The organism is Viridibacillus arenosi (assembly GCF_001955655.1).
In the GTDB taxonomy this organism is placed as follows: Bacteria; Bacillota; Bacilli; order Bacillales_A; family Planococcaceae; genus Viridibacillus; species Viridibacillus arenosi.
This window is the reverse complement of record NZ_MSPW01000008.1, coordinates 1-18,611: the sequence shown is the minus strand read 5'-3', so window position 1 is coordinate 18,611 and position 18,611 is coordinate 1. Positions and strand designations below refer to the sequence as shown.

Sequence of the window (18,611 nt, the reverse complement as noted above, 5' to 3'; positions counted from 1 at the left end):
CTGCCCCTTTAGTTCCCGTTAGTTCAAGAAGAACCATATCAATATAAATAGCTCATATTTTGGCAAAATTAAATTGATTCAAATGAAACCCACCTTTTAGTAATCTCAGAAAATTTCTTAGTCGCGGGTGAGGTTGGTTTTCTTATAGCTAATCCAATAGTTCGATAGCTATCACTTTCAAGTGGAATGGCTGTAAAAGAAATTTTTGATTTCGGTATAATCATTTCTGGCAATATACTAATTCCTAGATTATTCTCCACCATGGAGATCACCGAGTATTCATTCATATTTTCGAATCGAATATTGGGGCTAACTTTATTCTCCCTAAATATTTTTTGAATATCATCATAACACTGATATGTTGGCATAATAAAAGGTACATTTTCTATTTGTTGCATTGATACTTGGTTTTCCTTACATAATGGGGATTGGTTAGATACAACACACAAAAGTCGATCCCTCTTCAATCGTACAATTTCAAAGGATTTTTCAAATGATTCAAAGTAAGTATCATTATTAATAAACCCACAATCTAATCTCCCGTTTTGTAACCAATTCTCAACCTCAGCATAGTTTCCTTCCAGTAATTCGATTTCAATATTTGGAAACTTTTCCTCCATTTTTTTAAGAATACCAGGAATCCAGTTTTTAGAAATACTCGAAAAAACCCCCACTCTTACTATTCCTTTTTGGAACCCATTGATAGCCGCTACTTCCTGCTTCAGCATGTTGTTATAGTATAAAATTTTCCGGACGGTAATTAAAAGCTCCTCTGCATTTTTGGTCAATGTTAAAGTAGAGTGATTGCGAATAAATAAAGGAAAGGAAAACTCTTTTTCCAAACTGCTAATTGCATGACTTACAGCAGATTGGGTGAAACCTAACACTTCTGCAGCTTTTGTAAAACTATTGAGTTCTGCCACTTTGTTAAATATTTCATATTTTGTTAAAGTCACTATGGTCCTCCTTATGAATTTTATTCATGTTTCCATTATATTTCTTCGTTTTATTTAATGCCATAACCAACTTATAATAAGTGCATGCTCTATTATATGACCCTTGACAAAGGATGTATTTTTCATGGAAGGATGAAGTGAAATGCAAAAAATTTTAGTTACAGGTGCTGCAGGTAAGATTGGCCAAGATGTTACAAGGTTCCTAGATAAGCAAGGGAATTACCAGTTACGGCTAGCAGATATTAACTTATCTGCTTTAGAAACTTTTAAAGATACAAATCATGAAATCATATATTTAGATGTTTCTGATTTAGCTGCTTGTCAAGAATTTACGAAAGGTATAGATATAGTTATACACTTGGCAGGTAATCCTTCACCAAATGCTGATTTTTATGGCTCCTTATTAGAAAATCATATAAAGGGAACCTATAATATTTTTAGAGCTGCTAGTGATAATAATGTATCCAAAGTGATAGTTGCTTCAAGTGCTCAAACAATTGAAGGCTATCCTTTGGATTATCAACCACATGCTTATTCACCCACGAGACCCAAAAATATGTACGGGGTAAGTAAGTGTTTTGCAGAGGCTGTTGCTTCTTATTTTGCTTATGAAGAAGGGTTACAAAGTCTTGCTATTCGTATAGGTGCATATGATGATTATAATCCATATGGTAAACCACTAACAGCTAGAGATATGAGTGCATACTTAAGCCCAGAAGATTTTATGGACCTTCTCTTAAAGTCGATGACGGCAAAGAACTTACCTCCATTTTCAATTTTACATGGTGTATCTAACAACAGGTTTAAAAGAATTGATATTGAAGGAACAAGAAAGTTAGTTGGTTATAGCCCAAGTTCTGATGCTTTTGTACTAAGTGGTATTAAGTTCTTTGATTCTTGAAAAAGGCATATCTAGAAAAGAGATTATATTATTGTTATTTAGCCTTTATTTGTTCCATTTTCAATAGCTACAGTTTCTATAATCAAAAAATATTCTGATTTTCCCAGATAAAGCACACTATTCATCTGTCTCATTTGTGGAACAACTCTATTGTCACCACTAGTTCCACAGATGTTCTTTTCCTTTTCAACATAATAAACACCCCTTTAGACAATCTTATCTAAAGGGTTAAAACCAAGCCCTGTTCTGCTAAAGCCCCCGTTAGATCAATAAGAGTAGGCTGCACGAATGACAGCCCTATCCTGCCCCTTTAGTTCAATAAAAAAAGAGCTGTCTGAACAGCTCTCTTGAAAGTGGCTTTCCGAATGAACCTCTTTCATAATTATCATCCTTTTAATTTCTTTTGATCTTCAATAAAATGGCCCGATATTGCAGATCAGGACGCTTCTTTCTTCCATTAAAGCTTCCTTTTACGGGAGATCCTTTATGTTGAACTATTGAAAATAACACTTCAGTAGTTGAAAAAAAACAAGTTTCTATATAACTAGTTAGGATTAAAAAGATTAAAAACCAACGGTCTCTTTGATAGTTGACCATTGTATTTCGGGATTAGATTCATTGCTAGTCATCATCGTTCCAACAAATATATCATCGGTATTATTTATATTATTCAAATAGTGTTCAGTCCATATTTAGAGATAGCGTCTTTTATTAAAATGATGTATATAAAATTATTTTGAAACCATCTTGTCCAACACAATACCTTCTCTGAACATATCAATTGCAGGGGCTATAGACCTTCCTACAAGTGTTCTATGGCATTATTTCAATATTAAATTAACATTTTCAGTACATCATCTAGTTTTTTACTACTGGCTAGATGTCCATGGTTCATCCATGTCATAAAGTCGACTTCAAATGCACAGCAATTTCTAACAGCAGGGATTTCTTGCCAATACGGATGATTAATCTGAAGTCTTTCTGCCCCTATTTCTTCCTCATGCCATTTATCAAACACGAAGAAAATATAATCTGCATCTAGCGATTTTAACCATTCCCATGATACGCCTGCTCTACTCTCCTCAAGAGTTAGCTTCTGAGCCATCGGATGAAGAGTAATACCTAAATCCTCTGAAAGAAATGGCTTAGTATATTGTTGATCGATAACGATGCAATCGACCTTAAATCTTATGAAGGCATACGTTTGGTTTTTCTTTGAATGGATCAACAAATTCCTAGCACTGGTTAATTTATCTTCATATTGCTGAATGGCTTTCTCGGCCTGATCGACCCGTCCCAATCGCTCAGCTAGAGTTCGTAATGTTAAACGCCAGTCTGCGCCATCTTGTGTGATAATATCGGTATTTGCAAATTGCTTACATTGCTCATATTGGTTGGTACGGTACTCGTAATCACTTCCACGTGCAATAATTAAATCGGGCTCATATTTAGAAAGTGATTCGTAGCTTTCTTGCAAAACATTAAATGTCGGAACATGCATTAGTCCAAGATAATCTTGCTGCCCCCATGCTGGGTGAAACCACTGAACAACGGGCGTAATGCCTAATGTTACTAGTAAATCCTCCATAAATAAAGAAACAACACGAATCGTACTTCTGTTTTGTTTACGATACTGTCCCGGAGCTACACCTACCGCCTTACTAAAGCGCCTATTAAAATAAAACTCATTGTTGAAACCAACATGATGGGCTATCTCATGTATACGATCCTCTGTTTTTAGTAGTAAATGCTTCGCTTGATTGATTCTCAGATTATTTACAAAACTAAGTGGGATTTGTCCAGTAAGCTCTTTGAATATTTGCGAGTATTGCCATGGAAACATGTTCACTTCTTCTGCAAGCTTAGCCACTGTCACTTGCTCAGCAAAATTGTCTTTTAAATAATCAATCGAGCCTTTAACAGCACTCCGTAAATCTGGTGCGGGGGCAAAACTTACACTTTGCTGAAGCACTAAACTAAGTAATTCCTCGAATCGTACATGATTGTAAAATTGCATCAATTCGTCTTTCTCATGACTATGCCGTTCAATATCCGCTAACAAATCAATGCATTTTGAAAATGGAACACAATTCCACAGACCAGTGTCTGGGAAAATTGAAGATTTGCGCTTATGATTAGAAGTATTCGAATTTGGAATTAGAATCTCTTTGAATGTAATAACATAAAAAGAAATACTATTTTTAAAAGGATCGATGTGAACGGCTTGATTTGGTTTCACTATAGCTAGACTCCCTCTTCCAATTCTTTGAGCACCATATCCAATATCCATGTTTGCCTCGCCGTCCGTTATTGCAAATAGCATGTGTTCTTCAGCATCGCTAAATTCTTCACTGCTCAACATATTCAAATTGATATACCTGATACCAACCATAATATAAAAGACTGACGGATAACAAGGAGGCACCACTCCACTATACATCATACATCGCCCTTTCGATTATGATAATCTTTATTATAATCTTAAAAAGAAAGCTCTTCAATGAAACCGAAAGAGCTTTCTCATTTGTTTCTCGATACCCTATTACTAAAGCTATTACTTCACTATCAAATTTAGCAAATCTTCCATTTTCATAGAATTCGCTGTAATCGCCCCTGATTGCCAATGAGATCGTTCCAGTTGATAAACATGTCCGTTTTTGACAGCGGGAATACCTTTCCATAACGGATCGTCAAGCAGGGCAACCGCCTTCTCATTGGACTCGGAGTCCCACGTACCATTAGATGGGAAGATGATAATATGATCGGCGGTAAACTCTGGGATTTTTTCTTGTGAGATAACATCATGTGCCTTAATGTTTTTCACCCACTTGAACGGCTCCAAACCAAGGTCTTTGTAAATCATGCCCGTATATGCATTATTCAGACCGAATAAACGCAACTCTGGCTTGTCCCCGACATCGAGACGTACGACAGCAACCGTCTCGCGGCCAATAACCTCTTCCAACTTCACTTTGGTGTCGGCAATCTTCTGTTTGTAATCTGTTAGTACACTAGTAGCCTTTTCTGGAATACCTAATAAATCAGCAACTATTTTGAGAGTTTCTTCTGCATCCCCAAGCACTTCATCAGGCACGCGATATGTAGGCGCGATTTTAGAATACAATTGATAAGATTCATCCATTGCCCCGGGCAATATTATTAAGTCAGGTTTTTTTTCTAGCATAGCTTCCAAACTTCCTGTTATATCGAATAATGGAACATCTGTCAGTCCTAAATACTCTTGTTTACCCCAGCTTGGATGATACCATTGCACAATCGGTTCCACTCCTAGCGCCAACATATAATCCTCTAAATAAATCCCTGCTACTCTCTTCGGCTTGACAGGAATTTCTACTTCGCCAAAAGCATCTTTAACCTTCCTTGTATCATTACCCTCTTCCTTAGTGCTTATTTGCTTATTGTCTTCATCATTCGTCAATGTTTCCTTTTCACCGTTACAGCCTGTTAAACTTACTATAATAATCAGTAGGACGATCAACCAACGAATGTTTCCTATTTTTCGCATCGCCATATTAAATGCTCACTCCTTTATTTAATATTAGTAGCCACTAAATGATAATCATTATCACTTTTCATTATATTCCTTACACAGAACCGCCTCAATGCACATATCTGAATCTATTTTGCACAAATACTAATCAAGAATATTTTCATACATTCTCCTCAATATAAGTTGTGAAGTGATATTTAATTATAAAATCTAAGTATTATCTCTTATTAAACTAACCTGCCCCGTTAGTTCAATAAAGAAAAAAAGAGCTACATATGCAACTCAATGATCTTCAAGTAAAGCACCAAAAAGGCTCTACTCCTTATTGAAGTAAAGCACTCGTTAGTTTAAGTGTAACTCTTCACAATTACTTGATATTATATAGGTAAGTAGAAATATAAATATAAATTAGAATTTAGTTTATAGTTATAAAAATAAGTTTTTTATACTCTTATAATTCTTCAAAAAGGAGAGTTTATGAAAAAGACTATTGTTTTTGTATTAACGATACTTATATTATTCTCAGGATTCGCAACACAAAGTTATGCGTTGTCAGATTCGAAATCTGTGGCAATACAAGCGTTGCTAGATGATGCCTCTCGTACATCAGGTGTGCCTGGAATGTCAATCTCAATACTTGCTAATGATGAAGTGTTCTACTTTTCTTCTGGGTATGCAGATCTTGAAAAGGGGTTGTCTGCAAGTGAAAATACACTCTATGAGTTGGCCTCGGTGAGTAAAGCTTTTACTGGTATGGGGATTCTGCTATTGGAAGAGCAAGGGCTGCTATCAATGACTGACCCTATCCAAAAATATTTACCTTGGTTTACGTTAAAGTATCAAGGTAAACCTGTTGATATGCAAAGCCTTACACTAAATAACTTCCTTCACCATACCAGCGGCCTAACAAATATTAGACATACTCAAAATATTCCACAAGGCAATACGCCTGATATGTTGCAAAAGACTGTGGAAACGCTGGTAGATGCTGAATTGGCGTTCTCTCCCGGTGAACAATATAACTATGGAACCGTTAATTATGACGTATTGGGTTTGGTTATTGAGATTGTATCACGACAAAGCTATGAAGACTTTATGAGGGAACAGGTATTTCTACCCTTAGGTCTTCACCAGACGTATGTTTATAAAGAAGATGCTCAAGCCACTGGACAGTTAGCGCAGGGCTACCGTTCTTCCTTTTTCATAACAACTCCATTTAACGCTCCTGATTATGCTGGGAATAAACCTGCCGGCTATATCATTTCTAATACAAAAGATATGGCGCGTTGGATGGGCATACAGATGGGTATCGTGCAGGACATACCCGAAATATTTCACAGGGTTATCGAAAAATCACATAGGGGTGATATGTCTGTTTCGGCTGTCAACGATATGTATTATGCGGCAGGTTGGTCGGTAAACGCCGAACAAACGTTTATAGAACACACTGGGGGTAATCCGAATTTTAGAACCGAAGTAGCCATACTGCCAAATGAACGAACAGCCATCTGCTTACTGAGCAACGGCGCAAATACCAATATAAACCTGGTACTAAAAGTTAAAAATATATTAAACGGCAATCTAACTCAGTCATATGAGATAAGCAGCACACAGCTTTTGGACATCATTTTGTCGTCTACCACAATTATTCTTTGCCTATTGGCCGTTCTGTTACTTCTCTTAGGATTAAGAAAAAGGAAAACGAATGAGCAGCAGCCAATGACAAAAAAGAGAACAATCGTAACAATTATTTTCCTAATCGCTACGATTGCCCAGTGTATAATGTTTTTTGCCTTCGATTGGTCAACGATACTTATTTGGCAAACATATAGTGTTCTTACAGCTTTGATTTCGTCAACATTATTAACAGCAAGCATTACTTGGTATATACTCACCGATAAGATGCCTCGCTCCGAAAATAAGTATAATGTTAAGTAATTAAATTTCAATTTATCAATATTCTTAATTTAAAAAACAGAAGACACCTCGGTGTCTTCTTTAATGTCATCGACACTTCTCCTAGTTAAACCCACTTGCTATTTCTTCCATTAACCTGCCCGTTTAGTCGAACAAGAAAAAATGAGCTGTATGAACAGCTCAATAATCTTTTGCTAAAGCACCCCGTTAGTTGAATAAGAACAGAGATGCTTGTACAACAATCGCGCCCGATTGTTGAATAACGAATATTAAATCTTGGTACCATATAGACTCGACATTTAATTACATACAGTTCTCCATAACGAATATAAGCGCAGTTTTCATACTCAGTTTTATATTAAATTAATCTTCCCCTTTAATGAAAACAAGCGCTAATCCTAATTACAAAATATTACTAATAGGGGTAGCACCATGTGTATTTTTAGTCAATTCCAATTAAGTAATTCAACCTAAAATTCTATTCTATATTTTTTTTAGCTGCGTAATCACCATAAAAGTAAGTGTCCCAAAAATCACCATATTTAGGAGTGGCAATTATTGTATATCCCCGATTTTCGTCAACTTCAAACAAAACTACACTATTATGTTCCCCTCCCACATAATGTTTTGAGTCATCTACGAGCATATAGATACTGTATATTCCCTTTGCTAATACTTCACTTTTTTGGAAGTCCTCAATTAATTCTTTGGCGTTTGGAATAGGGTGTTTATTTTCGTTTATGTCAAATTCAAAATAAAAATTCACCACTCCTAGTTCCGTTGCAAACCTGACATGCTCACCATCAGGAATATTATTTCTTGGGTCACTTGGTATCAGTGTAGGTAAAAGTTTAGCAGTATCTATCTTTTGTGTCGTTTTAAAATCGTCAAGTAGCTCTTGATAATTAGCTACACCTATCTCAATATTGTCGTAGGGAAATATTGAAACTGGGGCATTTCTTACTGGTGCATATTCATTAGGGTATTTCACTAAACCATATTTTGTTATTATCTGTTCAACTACTTGAACTACCTTTGGATGTTGCTCAATATATGCACCCTTGAATTGTGAAAGGTAAATATCGTCACGACTTTCTTTTTCTAAAATCTTCAAAGTATCTCTATCAATCATTAGGTACGGATAAGCACGATATGGCTTTTTCATTTCTATATAAGTTTGATGGTCAATCCCTTCAAACCAATTATTACTTGTCTGAATAACAGAAAACTCACCTTGTATTCCATAGTTTGTTTCTAAATATTCTTGTATTGGTTGATTCAGATCATCTTTAGAGAAACATCCACTAAGAATTAGGATTGATGTACTTGCTAAGATGACTTGAATCAATCTTTTAATACTCTTCATTTTCCAAACTCCATTTTTTGAATTTTAATAATATTATAACATTTTTCATTCAACTAAACTGCCACGTTGGCATAAGTACACTTCTTCACAATCTTAACGAAACAATTAATAAAGTCACTCCATAATCTGGCCCGATTGTTGAACAAAAGTTAAACAACGCTATTCAACTAATCTGCCCCGTTAGTTGAATAGCAACAATCTTTACGAAAACAGCCTTAAAAAAAGACGACTAATAGTTTTCGTCGTCTTAGCTATTACATCCCATTGATAAATTTTTCAACTTCGGAAACTTTTTCGCCGTTCAATAGATACGAAACACCATATATTTCGCCTTCTTCGTTATGGTTGACCGCAACGTCAATATCATTCACAATTTGCTTCATATATTCGAATGCTTGACGCATGTTTTCATCGGTCGGTTTCCATTTGTCAGCAAGTTCTGTTGATTCCTTGGCTTCACCATTAGGTCCAATATGTGCCGAGCGAACGAATTGAATATGTGAAATGTAACTTGATAGAAGGAACAAATTCGAATGTTCCTTTTCGATTTCATTGCCTTCTTTAATCAATTGTTTCGGAAATTTCCTAATGACTTCTTGTGCCTTCAAGTAATATTCGAATCCTTCATCGTTGTTGGCTTCCTTCAATTTTGGGTTGTCCATCGGTTCGGAAAGCATTGCGTTCATTTTCGAAGCCCATTCTCCAAATTCTGCGTCATAAAATTCGGGTTCGCTTGCTTCCCCAACGACTTCAGTAATGTTATCGTTTATTGATTTATCGCCGTAGCTTACATGTGTGAAATCAACGAATTCACGAACCCCGAAAATTGCAATGATAATAACAACAATTGTTGAGGCAAGTAAAAATTTCAATTTCATTTACATCCCTCCTTTTCCAATTAAAGTAAAGTATAAACAACAAATTGTAGACTTGCAAACAAAGAAAGTAGGTCGATTTCTTCGATACGGTGAAATCAAACAATTATTCGAGGGTGAACATTATGACGTATTTAAACGACTAACACCATTAAATTGCATTATGTATTATTTAAAGCGATTTATTTATAATTCTTTTGTAACTCTATATAACTTAAAGCTAAGCATTTCTATTAGAAACTGAGTTCACGTTCTCATTATTACGAATTCCGTATCTTCAACTAAACTGCCCCGTTAGTTTAAGTACATTTTTTCACAATCTTTATCGTGAATTACTTACATATCTAATTTTGCCAAGAGCAACCCCTGTAAATGTGATTGTAGTTTCGTTAATAACACGTTCAGTGTCATTACAAAAAAACAAAAAGCGTCTAAACCCTTGATATACATGAGTTTAAGCGCATTATCTTCAATTGAAAATATCAAGTTAATATTCTTCTTGTTGATCAACTCGGCCATAATGATATTAAAACAACTTCTCTTTATACCAACATGGCAAATACAGATAGTCAAAAAGTTTTGGACAAGATGGAACTAAAGCGTAAAAACATGCAATGATAATAGGAATGAAATCGTATATAAATAAGGTTTTCTCCATTCCTTAAGACAGATTTTTATATAAATAATCCATTCTTGTAAATAGATACCCAACTCCAGAAACGTTAGAAAAAGCTATAATTCCAGATTTTTCTGTAATTTTTTATTACATTTTAGAGATATATGTTAATTAATCACAAACAAAATAGTTTAATAGTTTACAATTTTCTATATATTGGATATAATAGTAATTGGTAATTATAACTATATTTAGCAATAATTGGATTACCAAAAACATTAGGGAGGTATATTTTATGAAAATGAAGAAACTATTAGTAAGTGCACTTGCAAGTACCTTTATATTAGGGGTTGGTTACACAAGTACTTCAGCTGAAGCAGCTGAGAGCTCTGAAGGAATTACACCTTTTGCTGTTCCCGTTGATGCAAGCATTAGTCCGCTTCGCGACAATTTTAAAGGTGTTTCTTCTAAATCCGTTACTAAAAACCTATCTTGGGGGGGCGGAACTACTCCATATTATAACGCTTATTATGAAGACGGAATCACGTCACGTAGTTTCACTGCAAACTACTACAGTACTTCAGCAACAGCACAATATGATTTAGGACCTTACAGTACGTATACATGGAATAACTATCTAAGAGTTACCAATGGCTCTTCTGCTACGGCATCTGCTAGCGTCATTTTAACTAGATAATATAAATTAAGAATACACAATACCCAGTCTCTATTAATTATATAGACTGGGTATTGTTGTTTTTTTAGGTAATTTACAGTTATAGATAATAGAATAAGAAATGATGATTCTCCTTAGCCATCTTTAAAATTATGGGATATTTCTAACAAGATATTCAACAATATAAATACTGAGATCAAAAACTAATTAAAGCTAAATTAATAGGCCCGAGTATGGAAAAACGGACTCGGGCCCACAGCACTGTCTAAATATAATTTTAAATTTCCGCTTCAGTTGTCGATAATTGTAAAGAAAAAATATCTAATAATATACTTATTCAAGGTCAAAAAACTTAGGCAATCGTCAATATGTTAGACGTTAATATTTTTTTCACCCTTAGGAATAATAATGAAATTTTTAGAAATTAGAACAATGAAAATTACAAAAATCAATATTACTGAAGAGGATAATATCCCTACTACAATCCAGCCTATCGTAGCCTCAGTGTTAAATAAGATAATACAGCTAGTGATTAAGCCTAAACATATAGAGAAGCTCGTCCACACTAAGGTTTCTTTTGATAAATGAAGTAGTATTCTCCTCTCAGACCACCCAATAATATGATACATGTTAAATTCTGATTTTCGTGTATAAAATAAAGTATTTAAGCATTCACTTAATCCTAAAATAGATAGAATAAAGGCAGAAATTAAAACTAATAGTTGGAATCCAAAAATACCATCAACAGTAAATTGCCCTAATGTAGATTCTTGCGATTTATTTATTGTACTTCCAAAACTCGCTATTTGAACTACTATTAACATTGTAGAAATAAATAGAATTACCATAGTAGGCATAATAATATCCCTATAATAGAAAAGAGATGGTGAATGTTTATAAGCTTCCAAACGTTTCATTCTGTTTTTCTTAATTGTAAATATAATATTTATCAGCAGAAAAGCTATAATTAAGATACCTGAAGAAATGAAATATGCACTTACTTCTAACTTTATTATTGCCATAAATGAAACACTTAACATATATGCTATGAAAAGTAAAAAATATTGTTCAAGGTAATTTCTTCGGATAATTTTTTCACGTGGCCAACCTATTATAGTTAATAATTCATCTTCTTTTTCCAAAGAATTCTTTTCAAATAGAAGACGGGATACAAACCATACAAGAACAAAAGTAACAAATAATATTGTAGTTAATAGTATTAAACCATTCCAATTCTCTTCTAATTCTTGGGCAACTCCTAAAGTAGTCCACGGAGCTACTACCTTTCCTATTCCTTCAACATCTAATGTCGCATTTTTAAAAGAAGAGCCCGCAACAATATCTACTTCATAACCATCTTGGAGTAGTTCAGTTGCTATCTTTTCTATTTTTTGCTGTGCTTGTTTATTATATTTAGAAATACCTGCGACTCGTACTCTTATTGCGTCTATAGGCTTTGACCCTTTAAGAATCTCCGCCGATTTAAGCGTAATCAAACCACCAGCAGGTTGAGGAATGAAGCTTCCAGGTACAGTAGTAGGTTTTAGTACTTGTCCTTTCTCCGTCTTTATTTCAGAAGTTGCATAAATTCCCATAGGGCTTGATGAGAGTTTACTTTCTTTATCAACTTTTGGTGAAAATGTCCCTACTTGCTCAATAAGGAATTTAGGTTTCACCCCATTGTATAAACTTTCTCCTTTTTTCACTATCTTTTTATAGGATGGAGGTTGCCCATTTTCAATTATTTTTATGTTTAAAATATCATTTTCACTATTATAATCCAGTTTTTCAGCCGTATAATAAACAGTAGTTTCTCCTCTATCTGAAGCAAAGTCAGAAGCCAAATCTACTTTAAATTGATTATTTATTTTAACAGCAGTTCCATCAAATGGTTTTTGAAAAGAAGTAAGATCTATTTCATGTTCAGAAGTAGAGGCGGTTTTTTTCTTATTTAATTCTCCAATTACCTGTTTAATTTTATTTCTCTCAGCTGACATAAGCCAATCTTCTTCTGTTAATGAAAGCTTTTTACGGTAGTCAGAAATATCAAGCTCGATTGTATCTGCTTTTAATTTCATCTTAATTGGAATATTAATATCTTCCCTTTGAATGACTTTAATAACAGGAATATTTCCAAAGGTTTTAATTATTACATCAAGTGAAAATGAATCAAACTCATTTTTCAATTCTGAGTAGTCAACATTCGTTAGATTCTGCTCACTTTCAATATCTATGGCTGCTAATAAATGATAAGTTTGTGGAAGCATAACATCCAGCGTAGCGCCAGACGCAGTTTCATTATGAAGAACCTTTAAATACTGAGTATTCCCAGGTTCCGATTCTTTGAAGTATACTAAGCTTTGAGGTTCGCTAAGTGAATATTCTTTTTGTCCATCTGAAGTATAGAATTCCCATGTAAATCTAGTGGATTCATCTAATTGTGGTAGTTCGACTGATGTTTTTTTACCACTAAAATATCCGATTGATGCGACAGGTGCTGCAACTTCAATGGCGGGGTTCTGTTTGATTTTTTCCCATTCCTGAATGGATATACCACCTTGGCTATCCCCTATGTAATTTTCTTCTACCATACCAACTTCTTTTTCTACTTTTGTTCTTGAATGATTTGGTCTTACTAAAATATCATAAGTGCCTCTACCTTGTTCTGCAATTGAATTATCAACAGCTAATTTTGTTTCATTAGTATTTTGAAAACCTATTGGTATCAGTAGAAAAATTCCAAAAAGAGCTAAAATGATTGTAAAGGAAACCAACTTTCTACTAATTATTCGATTCCAAACTAAACGCATCATTTTTTTTCATCCTCTCTTCCAATATCCCATTAGATAACTTGTAGATTATATCTCCTCGATTTGCCACCTCTTCATCATGCGTCACCATTATGATTGTCTTTCCAGAATTTTTAAATTCACTTAATAAGTCTAGAATTATATTACGATTATTAATATCTAAATTCCCTGTTGGTTCATCACAAATGAGCACTTTAGGATTGGCAATTAGCGCCCGTGCTATCGCAATTCTTTGCTTTTCACCTCCAGATAAGGCTTCGGGTAATCTATTAAACATTTGTTCTTTAATTCCTACCATTTCTAATTGACTCTTTGCTTTAGTGTATAGGGATTTTTTTGGCTCATCATAAATTAACGGTAATGCTACATTATCCAATACTGAGTAATGTGGTAATAGTTTAAAATCTTGAAATATAAACCCAATATTAAGTCTCCTATACTCACTTTTCACTTTATCCTTTAGACTATAAATATTTACTCCTTCGTAAATAATTTCACCTTCATCGGGTTGTAAGAGCCCCGCGACACAATTTAAAAATGTCGATTTTCCGGTGCCGGAAGGACCAATTATCGTATACCACTGACCTTTATCAATACTTAATGATATGTTATTAAGTATTTTCACTTTATCCGAAAGGTGGGTATATGTTTTGCTTAAGTCTCTGATTTCTATCATGGTAGTTCCCCTCCAATTTCTTTTTGTTTCTTAAATTATTAAATCCCAATCAGTATTTAATACATTTTTCTAATAGGTACCCTTAAATAAAATATTGTATAATTTTACAATATTTTCATATTGTTAATTATAAATGAATATTCAGTTTTTTGGTAGCCTCTATTATTCCAAAAACATATCTTGATACTTTAAAGAACAGACAATAATTTTAGAAGCAACACTATGAACAACTTTCCGTGCGGTAAACGTTTATGCACTATATAATAAAATAAACTCATATTAAATTGGATGTGATGAAATGGAAACAATTCATATTCCTATCGACGCTGAACGTATTATTAGTACTTCTAGTAAGGGCGATCGATCAATCGAAATGGCGTATCGGAAACAAGTGGGTCAAACAAAATGCGCGAGGTTATGAGGGACAAGCAGAAGTATTGACTTCACTCGTACTTGAATGCTCAACTCTTACCCCCTCTAAATTTGTCGTCTATTACCCATGTATCATTCAATTAGCTGACGGTGAACAATTTGACGGCTGCTATTAACTCGATTTTCGTGGTACAAAACAGGAAGTTACAATTGAGCGCTTATTTGAAGCAAATTTCAGCTCTACTGATTCTATTACAAGTAACAAAACATGCTTTCGATGCACTTATTCTAAATGAAGATCGGCACACGAATAACATTTTATTCTTATATGACCCAAAATAAAAAACATGGGAGTTGGCACCGATTTTTGATAACGGACTTAGCCTATTGATGATTTTAACAAACAATTTTCACCGAATATGGAAGGGCATATTAGCTTAGAAGAAATAGAACATTGGCTAAAATGGCGTACCTTCCCTCCTACTCGGGTCAACGCAAAAGAATTACTGGCTTCACTGGATATGCAATCTAATATTCGCTGGGGCATTTTACGAAAAACACATGGAGTCATGGCAGATGATGAAATTTGGATTCGTTTTAAAGGTGAAACACTCATCCATAGAAATGTCTGCTTACGTAAAGATTTATACTATCCTGAAGAACCGATTCGTTCTGAACTTCAATAAGTATAAACAGATTCAACTAAAGAAATAGGTTATTTAGTAAAACAAAAAGAAGAGGGGGATAAATTTTATAAAGACCTAATTTTTTAAAAAATAGAAAAATTAAATGGTTCTACATATTAGATATGACTAATATGTAGAACCCTTTCTTCTTTTACTAAAGCACCCGTTAGTTTAATAAGAACCGAGACGCTTATTAAACAATTGCACCCGTTAATTGAATTACCCAATATATAATACCAGGTCCTGTATCTCCTTATTCCGATTACACTGCTAATGTTAATTCTTTTCCTTATAAGTCCATAAAACTTTGTATAAAAATGCGAGCTCAGTTTCTGCAATGCTGGCAGGTATTTCGCCATTTTCGCTTTCTACAGACCGCAGCTCTTTTTTTGTAGTGCTTAGCCATGCCGCTAAATAAACAGGTTTGTTTTTCTTTAAAGTAACTTTTCCGCCAACTAAATTATTGAAAGAAGAAGACGTCATTTTATTTGAATAATTCGTTGTAACATACCCAGAAGGTATGCCAGATATCAATTTTAAAGGACGAACTTCATCGTTAAAGTCACTTATTCCAAATGAAATGAGGGTATCATTATAATTTTTTTCAGGGTCATCCCAGGTTTTTAGCAATTCTTCTTTAAACTTACCTTTTTCAAATACTTCCACTGAGATTTCCAAATCATCATCTTCAGCTAAAGTGCCATTTAGTTTAAAAAATTTAATATGCCCTACTCCCGATTTGCTAATAAGCAGACTTTCTTTTTCACTCAGGTTATATGGCTCAACAGTTATTTTCGCATTTGAGGATGTTTTATCTTTTTCCACCCCCGCACACCCTGTTAACAACAAGATAAGAATTACAAACGAGCAGTAGCGCTTAAAGCCTTGCATTTTTACTCCTCCAATCAATTTGTCAGGATTATTTCATATTACTCCTATGTTCACAATGAATTACTTTATTAATTAGCACGTTTATTGAACAAAAATTAAACAACATTATTCAACTAACCTGCCCCGTTAGTTCAATAATGAAAAAAGAGCTGCATATGCAACTCAATGATTTTCAAGTAAAGCACCCCGTTAGTTCAATAACTTTATTATTTTAAGAACTTTAAAGTTACTAAACACTTAAGAAATCAACGATCATTTTCTTTTCACGCTCTGGCATCACATGCATGTGTCCGCATCCTTTTAGCATATGAACCGTACCATTTGGTATGATTTTTTTTGCTCTTGGTAATACTTTTCTCGCCGGAAATAAACAATCTTTTTCACCTGCCATAATAAGTGACGGTGCGTTACACTGTTGCATTAATTGTTCACTAACATTAGATGGCATCCCTACTTTTGTTTTCACATGATCAAAACTATCTTTTACCATATCCAAAGTATCTTTATCAAGAATTTCTTCTTTAATAGCCATAAATAAAGCTGTTTCTTTTATATATTTTTCTTTCTTTGTTAGTTTATATTTTAGTAGAGGTATCATCATTTTTACAGTACTGATTGGAAAGGCATTATTAATACCTGATGGCACAATTAATACGGATTTTTCTACTTTTTCCGGTGCGATACACATCAGTTTTGCCAAAACTCCGCCACCATAAGAAACCCCAAAACAAGCTATTTTATCAAATCCAAGCCCTGAAATAACGTCACTTGCCCACTTTCCATAATCATAATTGTTAGAAGAGAGATTAACTTCATCACTTTTTCCAGGATGACCAATTATATCAACCGCATAAATATGAAAATCTTTAAGCAGGAATCTGTACATTAGTAAATTATAGGCAGTCGTACTATTCCCACCATGAAAAACTAACAACGGTTCACCAGATAGATTGCCAGTTTCAATGATATGTGTTCTTCCAAAACTAGTATGAACGTAAACATCCTTACATGAATAATCCAATTTTTTTAATTGAGCATCATAAAGCTTTAATGACATTTCTCTTCCATATTGTGTTTTGTATATACTCATATAGACCTCTCTTATATCCATATTTTCCTACCAAGTCCTATTTGTATGTTATCACATTCATGGATATTGTATGAATTGAAGATTATACTATCTTACTTAATCTAGCTCATTAATAGCTTAAAAAAGCCGTCTATACGGCTGCACTGAAAACCTTCTTCCACTAAACTGCTTCGTTAGTTCAAGAAAGAAAAAAAGAGCTGCATATGCAACTCAATGATCTTCAAGTAAAGCACCCGTTAGTTTAAGTACAATTCTTCACATACTATGGTTATAACAATCTATTTTCAATATGGTTTTACCGTAACGCCTAGTACAGTTCCCCGAATCATATCCATATCATTTAATTCAGCTAATTCTTTCGGTTTTCCTGTTACCACGGCACCTATTACCTCAATATTTTTAGGAGCTAGTTGTGCAGAATCACCTTTTAAATTGTTATATATACGATTGAATTCCCCAAAGTATTTTCCATCTTCATTTAAGCCCGTTTGTACATCATCAATAAAACGCTTCTCACTCATAGAGGAATCGGTAGGGTCTTCACTAAACCCGTAAATTTCAGTAGCTAATTCAGGGAACGCAGGTTTATACTTGGTTATGTGTGTGTTTAATGATTTAATGTCTTCACGTGAATAGGTATCTACCCAGTACCATTTAAGTGTAATATTCTCTGGAATTAGTTCTCGAACTTCTTCCGGTGTATAATTTTGGTTAAATGAAACCCCTAATTCGATCAAAGTATCATCTGTAAATTTATTTAAGGTATTTAGGTCATTACGCATTTCGCTGTACAATACCTCTGGATGATAAAAGCTCATCATTCTTTGCTTTGTCTCACTGTCATAATACCTATCAAGTCCATCTTCTTTATCTTCAATCTGTATTAATGAATGACCTGTGAAACGACTCATCCCACCAAACAGACTATACCTAACAACATCATTACTCCAATCTACTGGAATCCCTTCAATCTCTTTATATCGATTAAACGTTAAAATCCCTTCAAATACACCATTTGATTCGTTCTGGCTTCTTAATAACTCAATATTGGGATTAGTGATTCTGCTAAATAATTCGATATCACGCATCGCCTTTTCTTGACTTCCCCTTATTATAAAAAGCCAAGACAAACTTAAAGTAATTAACAAGAAAACTATGACAAATAAAGAGATACCTATATTTCGGAGAATCGTTATTCTCTTTGCTTTTTTTACAACCTTTGAAATAGTACTTGTTGACTTTCCATCAAAAAAATCATTTAATTCCTG

General features: G+C 34.1%; 16 protein-coding genes. 6 read left to right on the top strand and 10 right to left on the bottom strand.

Features of this window, described 5'->3' with window-relative positions; all coding sequences use genetic code 11:
- Positions 1-68: 68 nt before the first annotated feature.
- The gene (locus BK137_RS14440) at positions 69-956 is read right to left on the bottom strand and encodes a LysR family transcriptional regulator (protein ID WP_038185693.1); all 888 of its coding nucleotides are present in this window, start codon (positions 954-956) and stop codon (positions 69-71) included.
- A gap of 142 nt (positions 957-1,098) precedes the next feature.
- On the opposite strand from BK137_RS14440, the gene BK137_RS14435 reads away from it, so the two are divergent.
- Complete coding sequence (locus BK137_RS14435) at positions 1,099-1,857, top strand: NAD-dependent epimerase/dehydratase family protein (protein ID WP_002014092.1); 759 nt, start codon at positions 1,099-1,101, stop codon at positions 1,855-1,857.
- 832 nt (positions 1,858-2,689) lie between these two features.
- Here the strand turns inward: BK137_RS14435 and BK137_RS14430 are convergent.
- Together BK137_RS14430 and BK137_RS14425 are read right to left on the bottom strand one after the other, a co-directional pair.
- Positions 2,690-4,297: an AraC family transcriptional regulator gene (locus BK137_RS14430; RefSeq protein ID WP_162148715.1), complete on the bottom strand. Its 1,608-nt coding sequence runs from the start codon at positions 4,295-4,297 to the stop codon at positions 2,690-2,692.
- Between the two features lie 114 nt (positions 4,298-4,411).
- Positions 4,412-5,389, bottom strand: coding sequence for an ABC transporter substrate-binding protein (locus BK137_RS14425; protein WP_038185708.1), 978 nt, complete (start codon positions 5,387-5,389; stop codon positions 4,412-4,414).
- Positions 5,390-5,845: 456 nt separating this feature from the next.
- Between BK137_RS14425 and BK137_RS14420 the strand changes: the two genes are divergently transcribed.
- Positions 5,846-7,306, top strand: coding sequence for a serine hydrolase domain-containing protein (locus BK137_RS14420; protein ID WP_038185711.1), 1,461 nt, complete (start codon positions 5,846-5,848; stop codon positions 7,304-7,306).
- 457 nt (positions 7,307-7,763) lie between these two features.
- Here BK137_RS14420 and BK137_RS14415 read toward each other — a convergent pair whose 3' ends face one another.
- Both BK137_RS14415 and BK137_RS14410 read right to left on the bottom strand, forming a co-directional pair.
- A complete protein-coding gene (locus BK137_RS14415; RefSeq protein WP_038185714.1) occupies positions 7,764-8,651 on the bottom strand; it encodes a hypothetical protein in 888 nt (295 codons plus the stop codon).
- A 254-nt stretch (positions 8,652-8,905) separates the two neighbouring features.
- On the bottom strand, positions 8,906-9,529 hold the full coding sequence (locus tag BK137_RS14410) for a hypothetical protein (protein WP_051448732.1): 624 nt from the start codon (positions 9,527-9,529) through the stop codon (positions 8,906-8,908).
- A gap of 908 nt (positions 9,530-10,437) precedes the next feature.
- On the opposite strand from BK137_RS14410, the gene BK137_RS14405 reads away from it, so the two are divergent.
- Positions 10,438-10,839 (top strand): hypothetical protein, encoded by a 402-nt coding sequence (locus BK137_RS14405; RefSeq protein WP_038185716.1) that lies wholly within the window; start codon positions 10,438-10,440, stop codon positions 10,837-10,839.
- Positions 10,840-11,189: 350 nt separating this feature from the next.
- On the opposite strand, the gene BK137_RS14400 is transcribed toward BK137_RS14405, so the two are convergent.
- Positions 11,190-13,631, bottom strand: a complete 2,442-nt coding sequence (locus BK137_RS14400; RefSeq protein ID WP_038185719.1) for an ABC transporter permease family protein — start codon at positions 13,629-13,631, stop codon at positions 11,190-11,192.
- Positions 13,600-14,304, bottom strand: a complete 705-nt coding sequence (locus BK137_RS14395) for an ABC transporter ATP-binding protein (protein WP_038185721.1) — start codon at positions 14,302-14,304, stop codon at positions 13,600-13,602. The genes BK137_RS14400 and BK137_RS14395 overlap by 32 nt, the downstream gene beginning before the upstream one ends.
- 293 nt (positions 14,305-14,597) lie before the next feature.
- Between BK137_RS14395 and BK137_RS22325 the strand changes: the two genes are divergently transcribed.
- The 3 genes from BK137_RS22325 (at position 14,598) to BK137_RS14390 (ending at position 15,362) form a co-directional block, all read left to right on the top strand.
- Entirely contained in the window at positions 14,598-14,852 is a 255-nt protein-coding gene (locus BK137_RS22325) for a hypothetical protein (RefSeq protein ID WP_179078278.1), read from the top strand.
- Between the two features lie 34 nt (positions 14,853-14,886).
- Positions 14,887-15,018, top strand: a complete 132-nt coding sequence (locus BK137_RS22825; RefSeq protein WP_268746466.1) for a hypothetical protein — start codon at positions 14,887-14,889, stop codon at positions 15,016-15,018.
- Between the two features lie 77 nt (positions 15,019-15,095).
- On the top strand, positions 15,096-15,362 hold the full coding sequence (locus BK137_RS14390; RefSeq protein WP_179078277.1) for a hypothetical protein: 267 nt from the start codon (positions 15,096-15,098) through the stop codon (positions 15,360-15,362).
- 276 nt (positions 15,363-15,638) lie between these two features.
- Here the strand turns inward: BK137_RS14390 and BK137_RS14385 are convergent, their stop codons facing one another.
- The 3 genes from BK137_RS14385 to BK137_RS14375 all read right to left on the bottom strand — a co-directional run.
- Positions 15,639-16,253, bottom strand: a complete 615-nt coding sequence (locus tag BK137_RS14385; protein ID WP_038185724.1) for a hypothetical protein — start codon at positions 16,251-16,253, stop codon at positions 15,639-15,641.
- Positions 16,254-16,482: 229 nt separating this feature from the next.
- Positions 16,483-17,343, bottom strand: a complete 861-nt coding sequence (locus tag BK137_RS14380; RefSeq protein ID WP_038185727.1) for an alpha/beta fold hydrolase — start codon at positions 17,341-17,343, stop codon at positions 16,483-16,485.
- Between the two features lie 284 nt (positions 17,344-17,627).
- A partial coding sequence (locus BK137_RS14375) for an anti sigma factor C-terminal domain-containing protein (RefSeq protein ID WP_076066858.1) occupies positions 17,628-18,611 on the bottom strand: 984 nt, incomplete at its 5' end.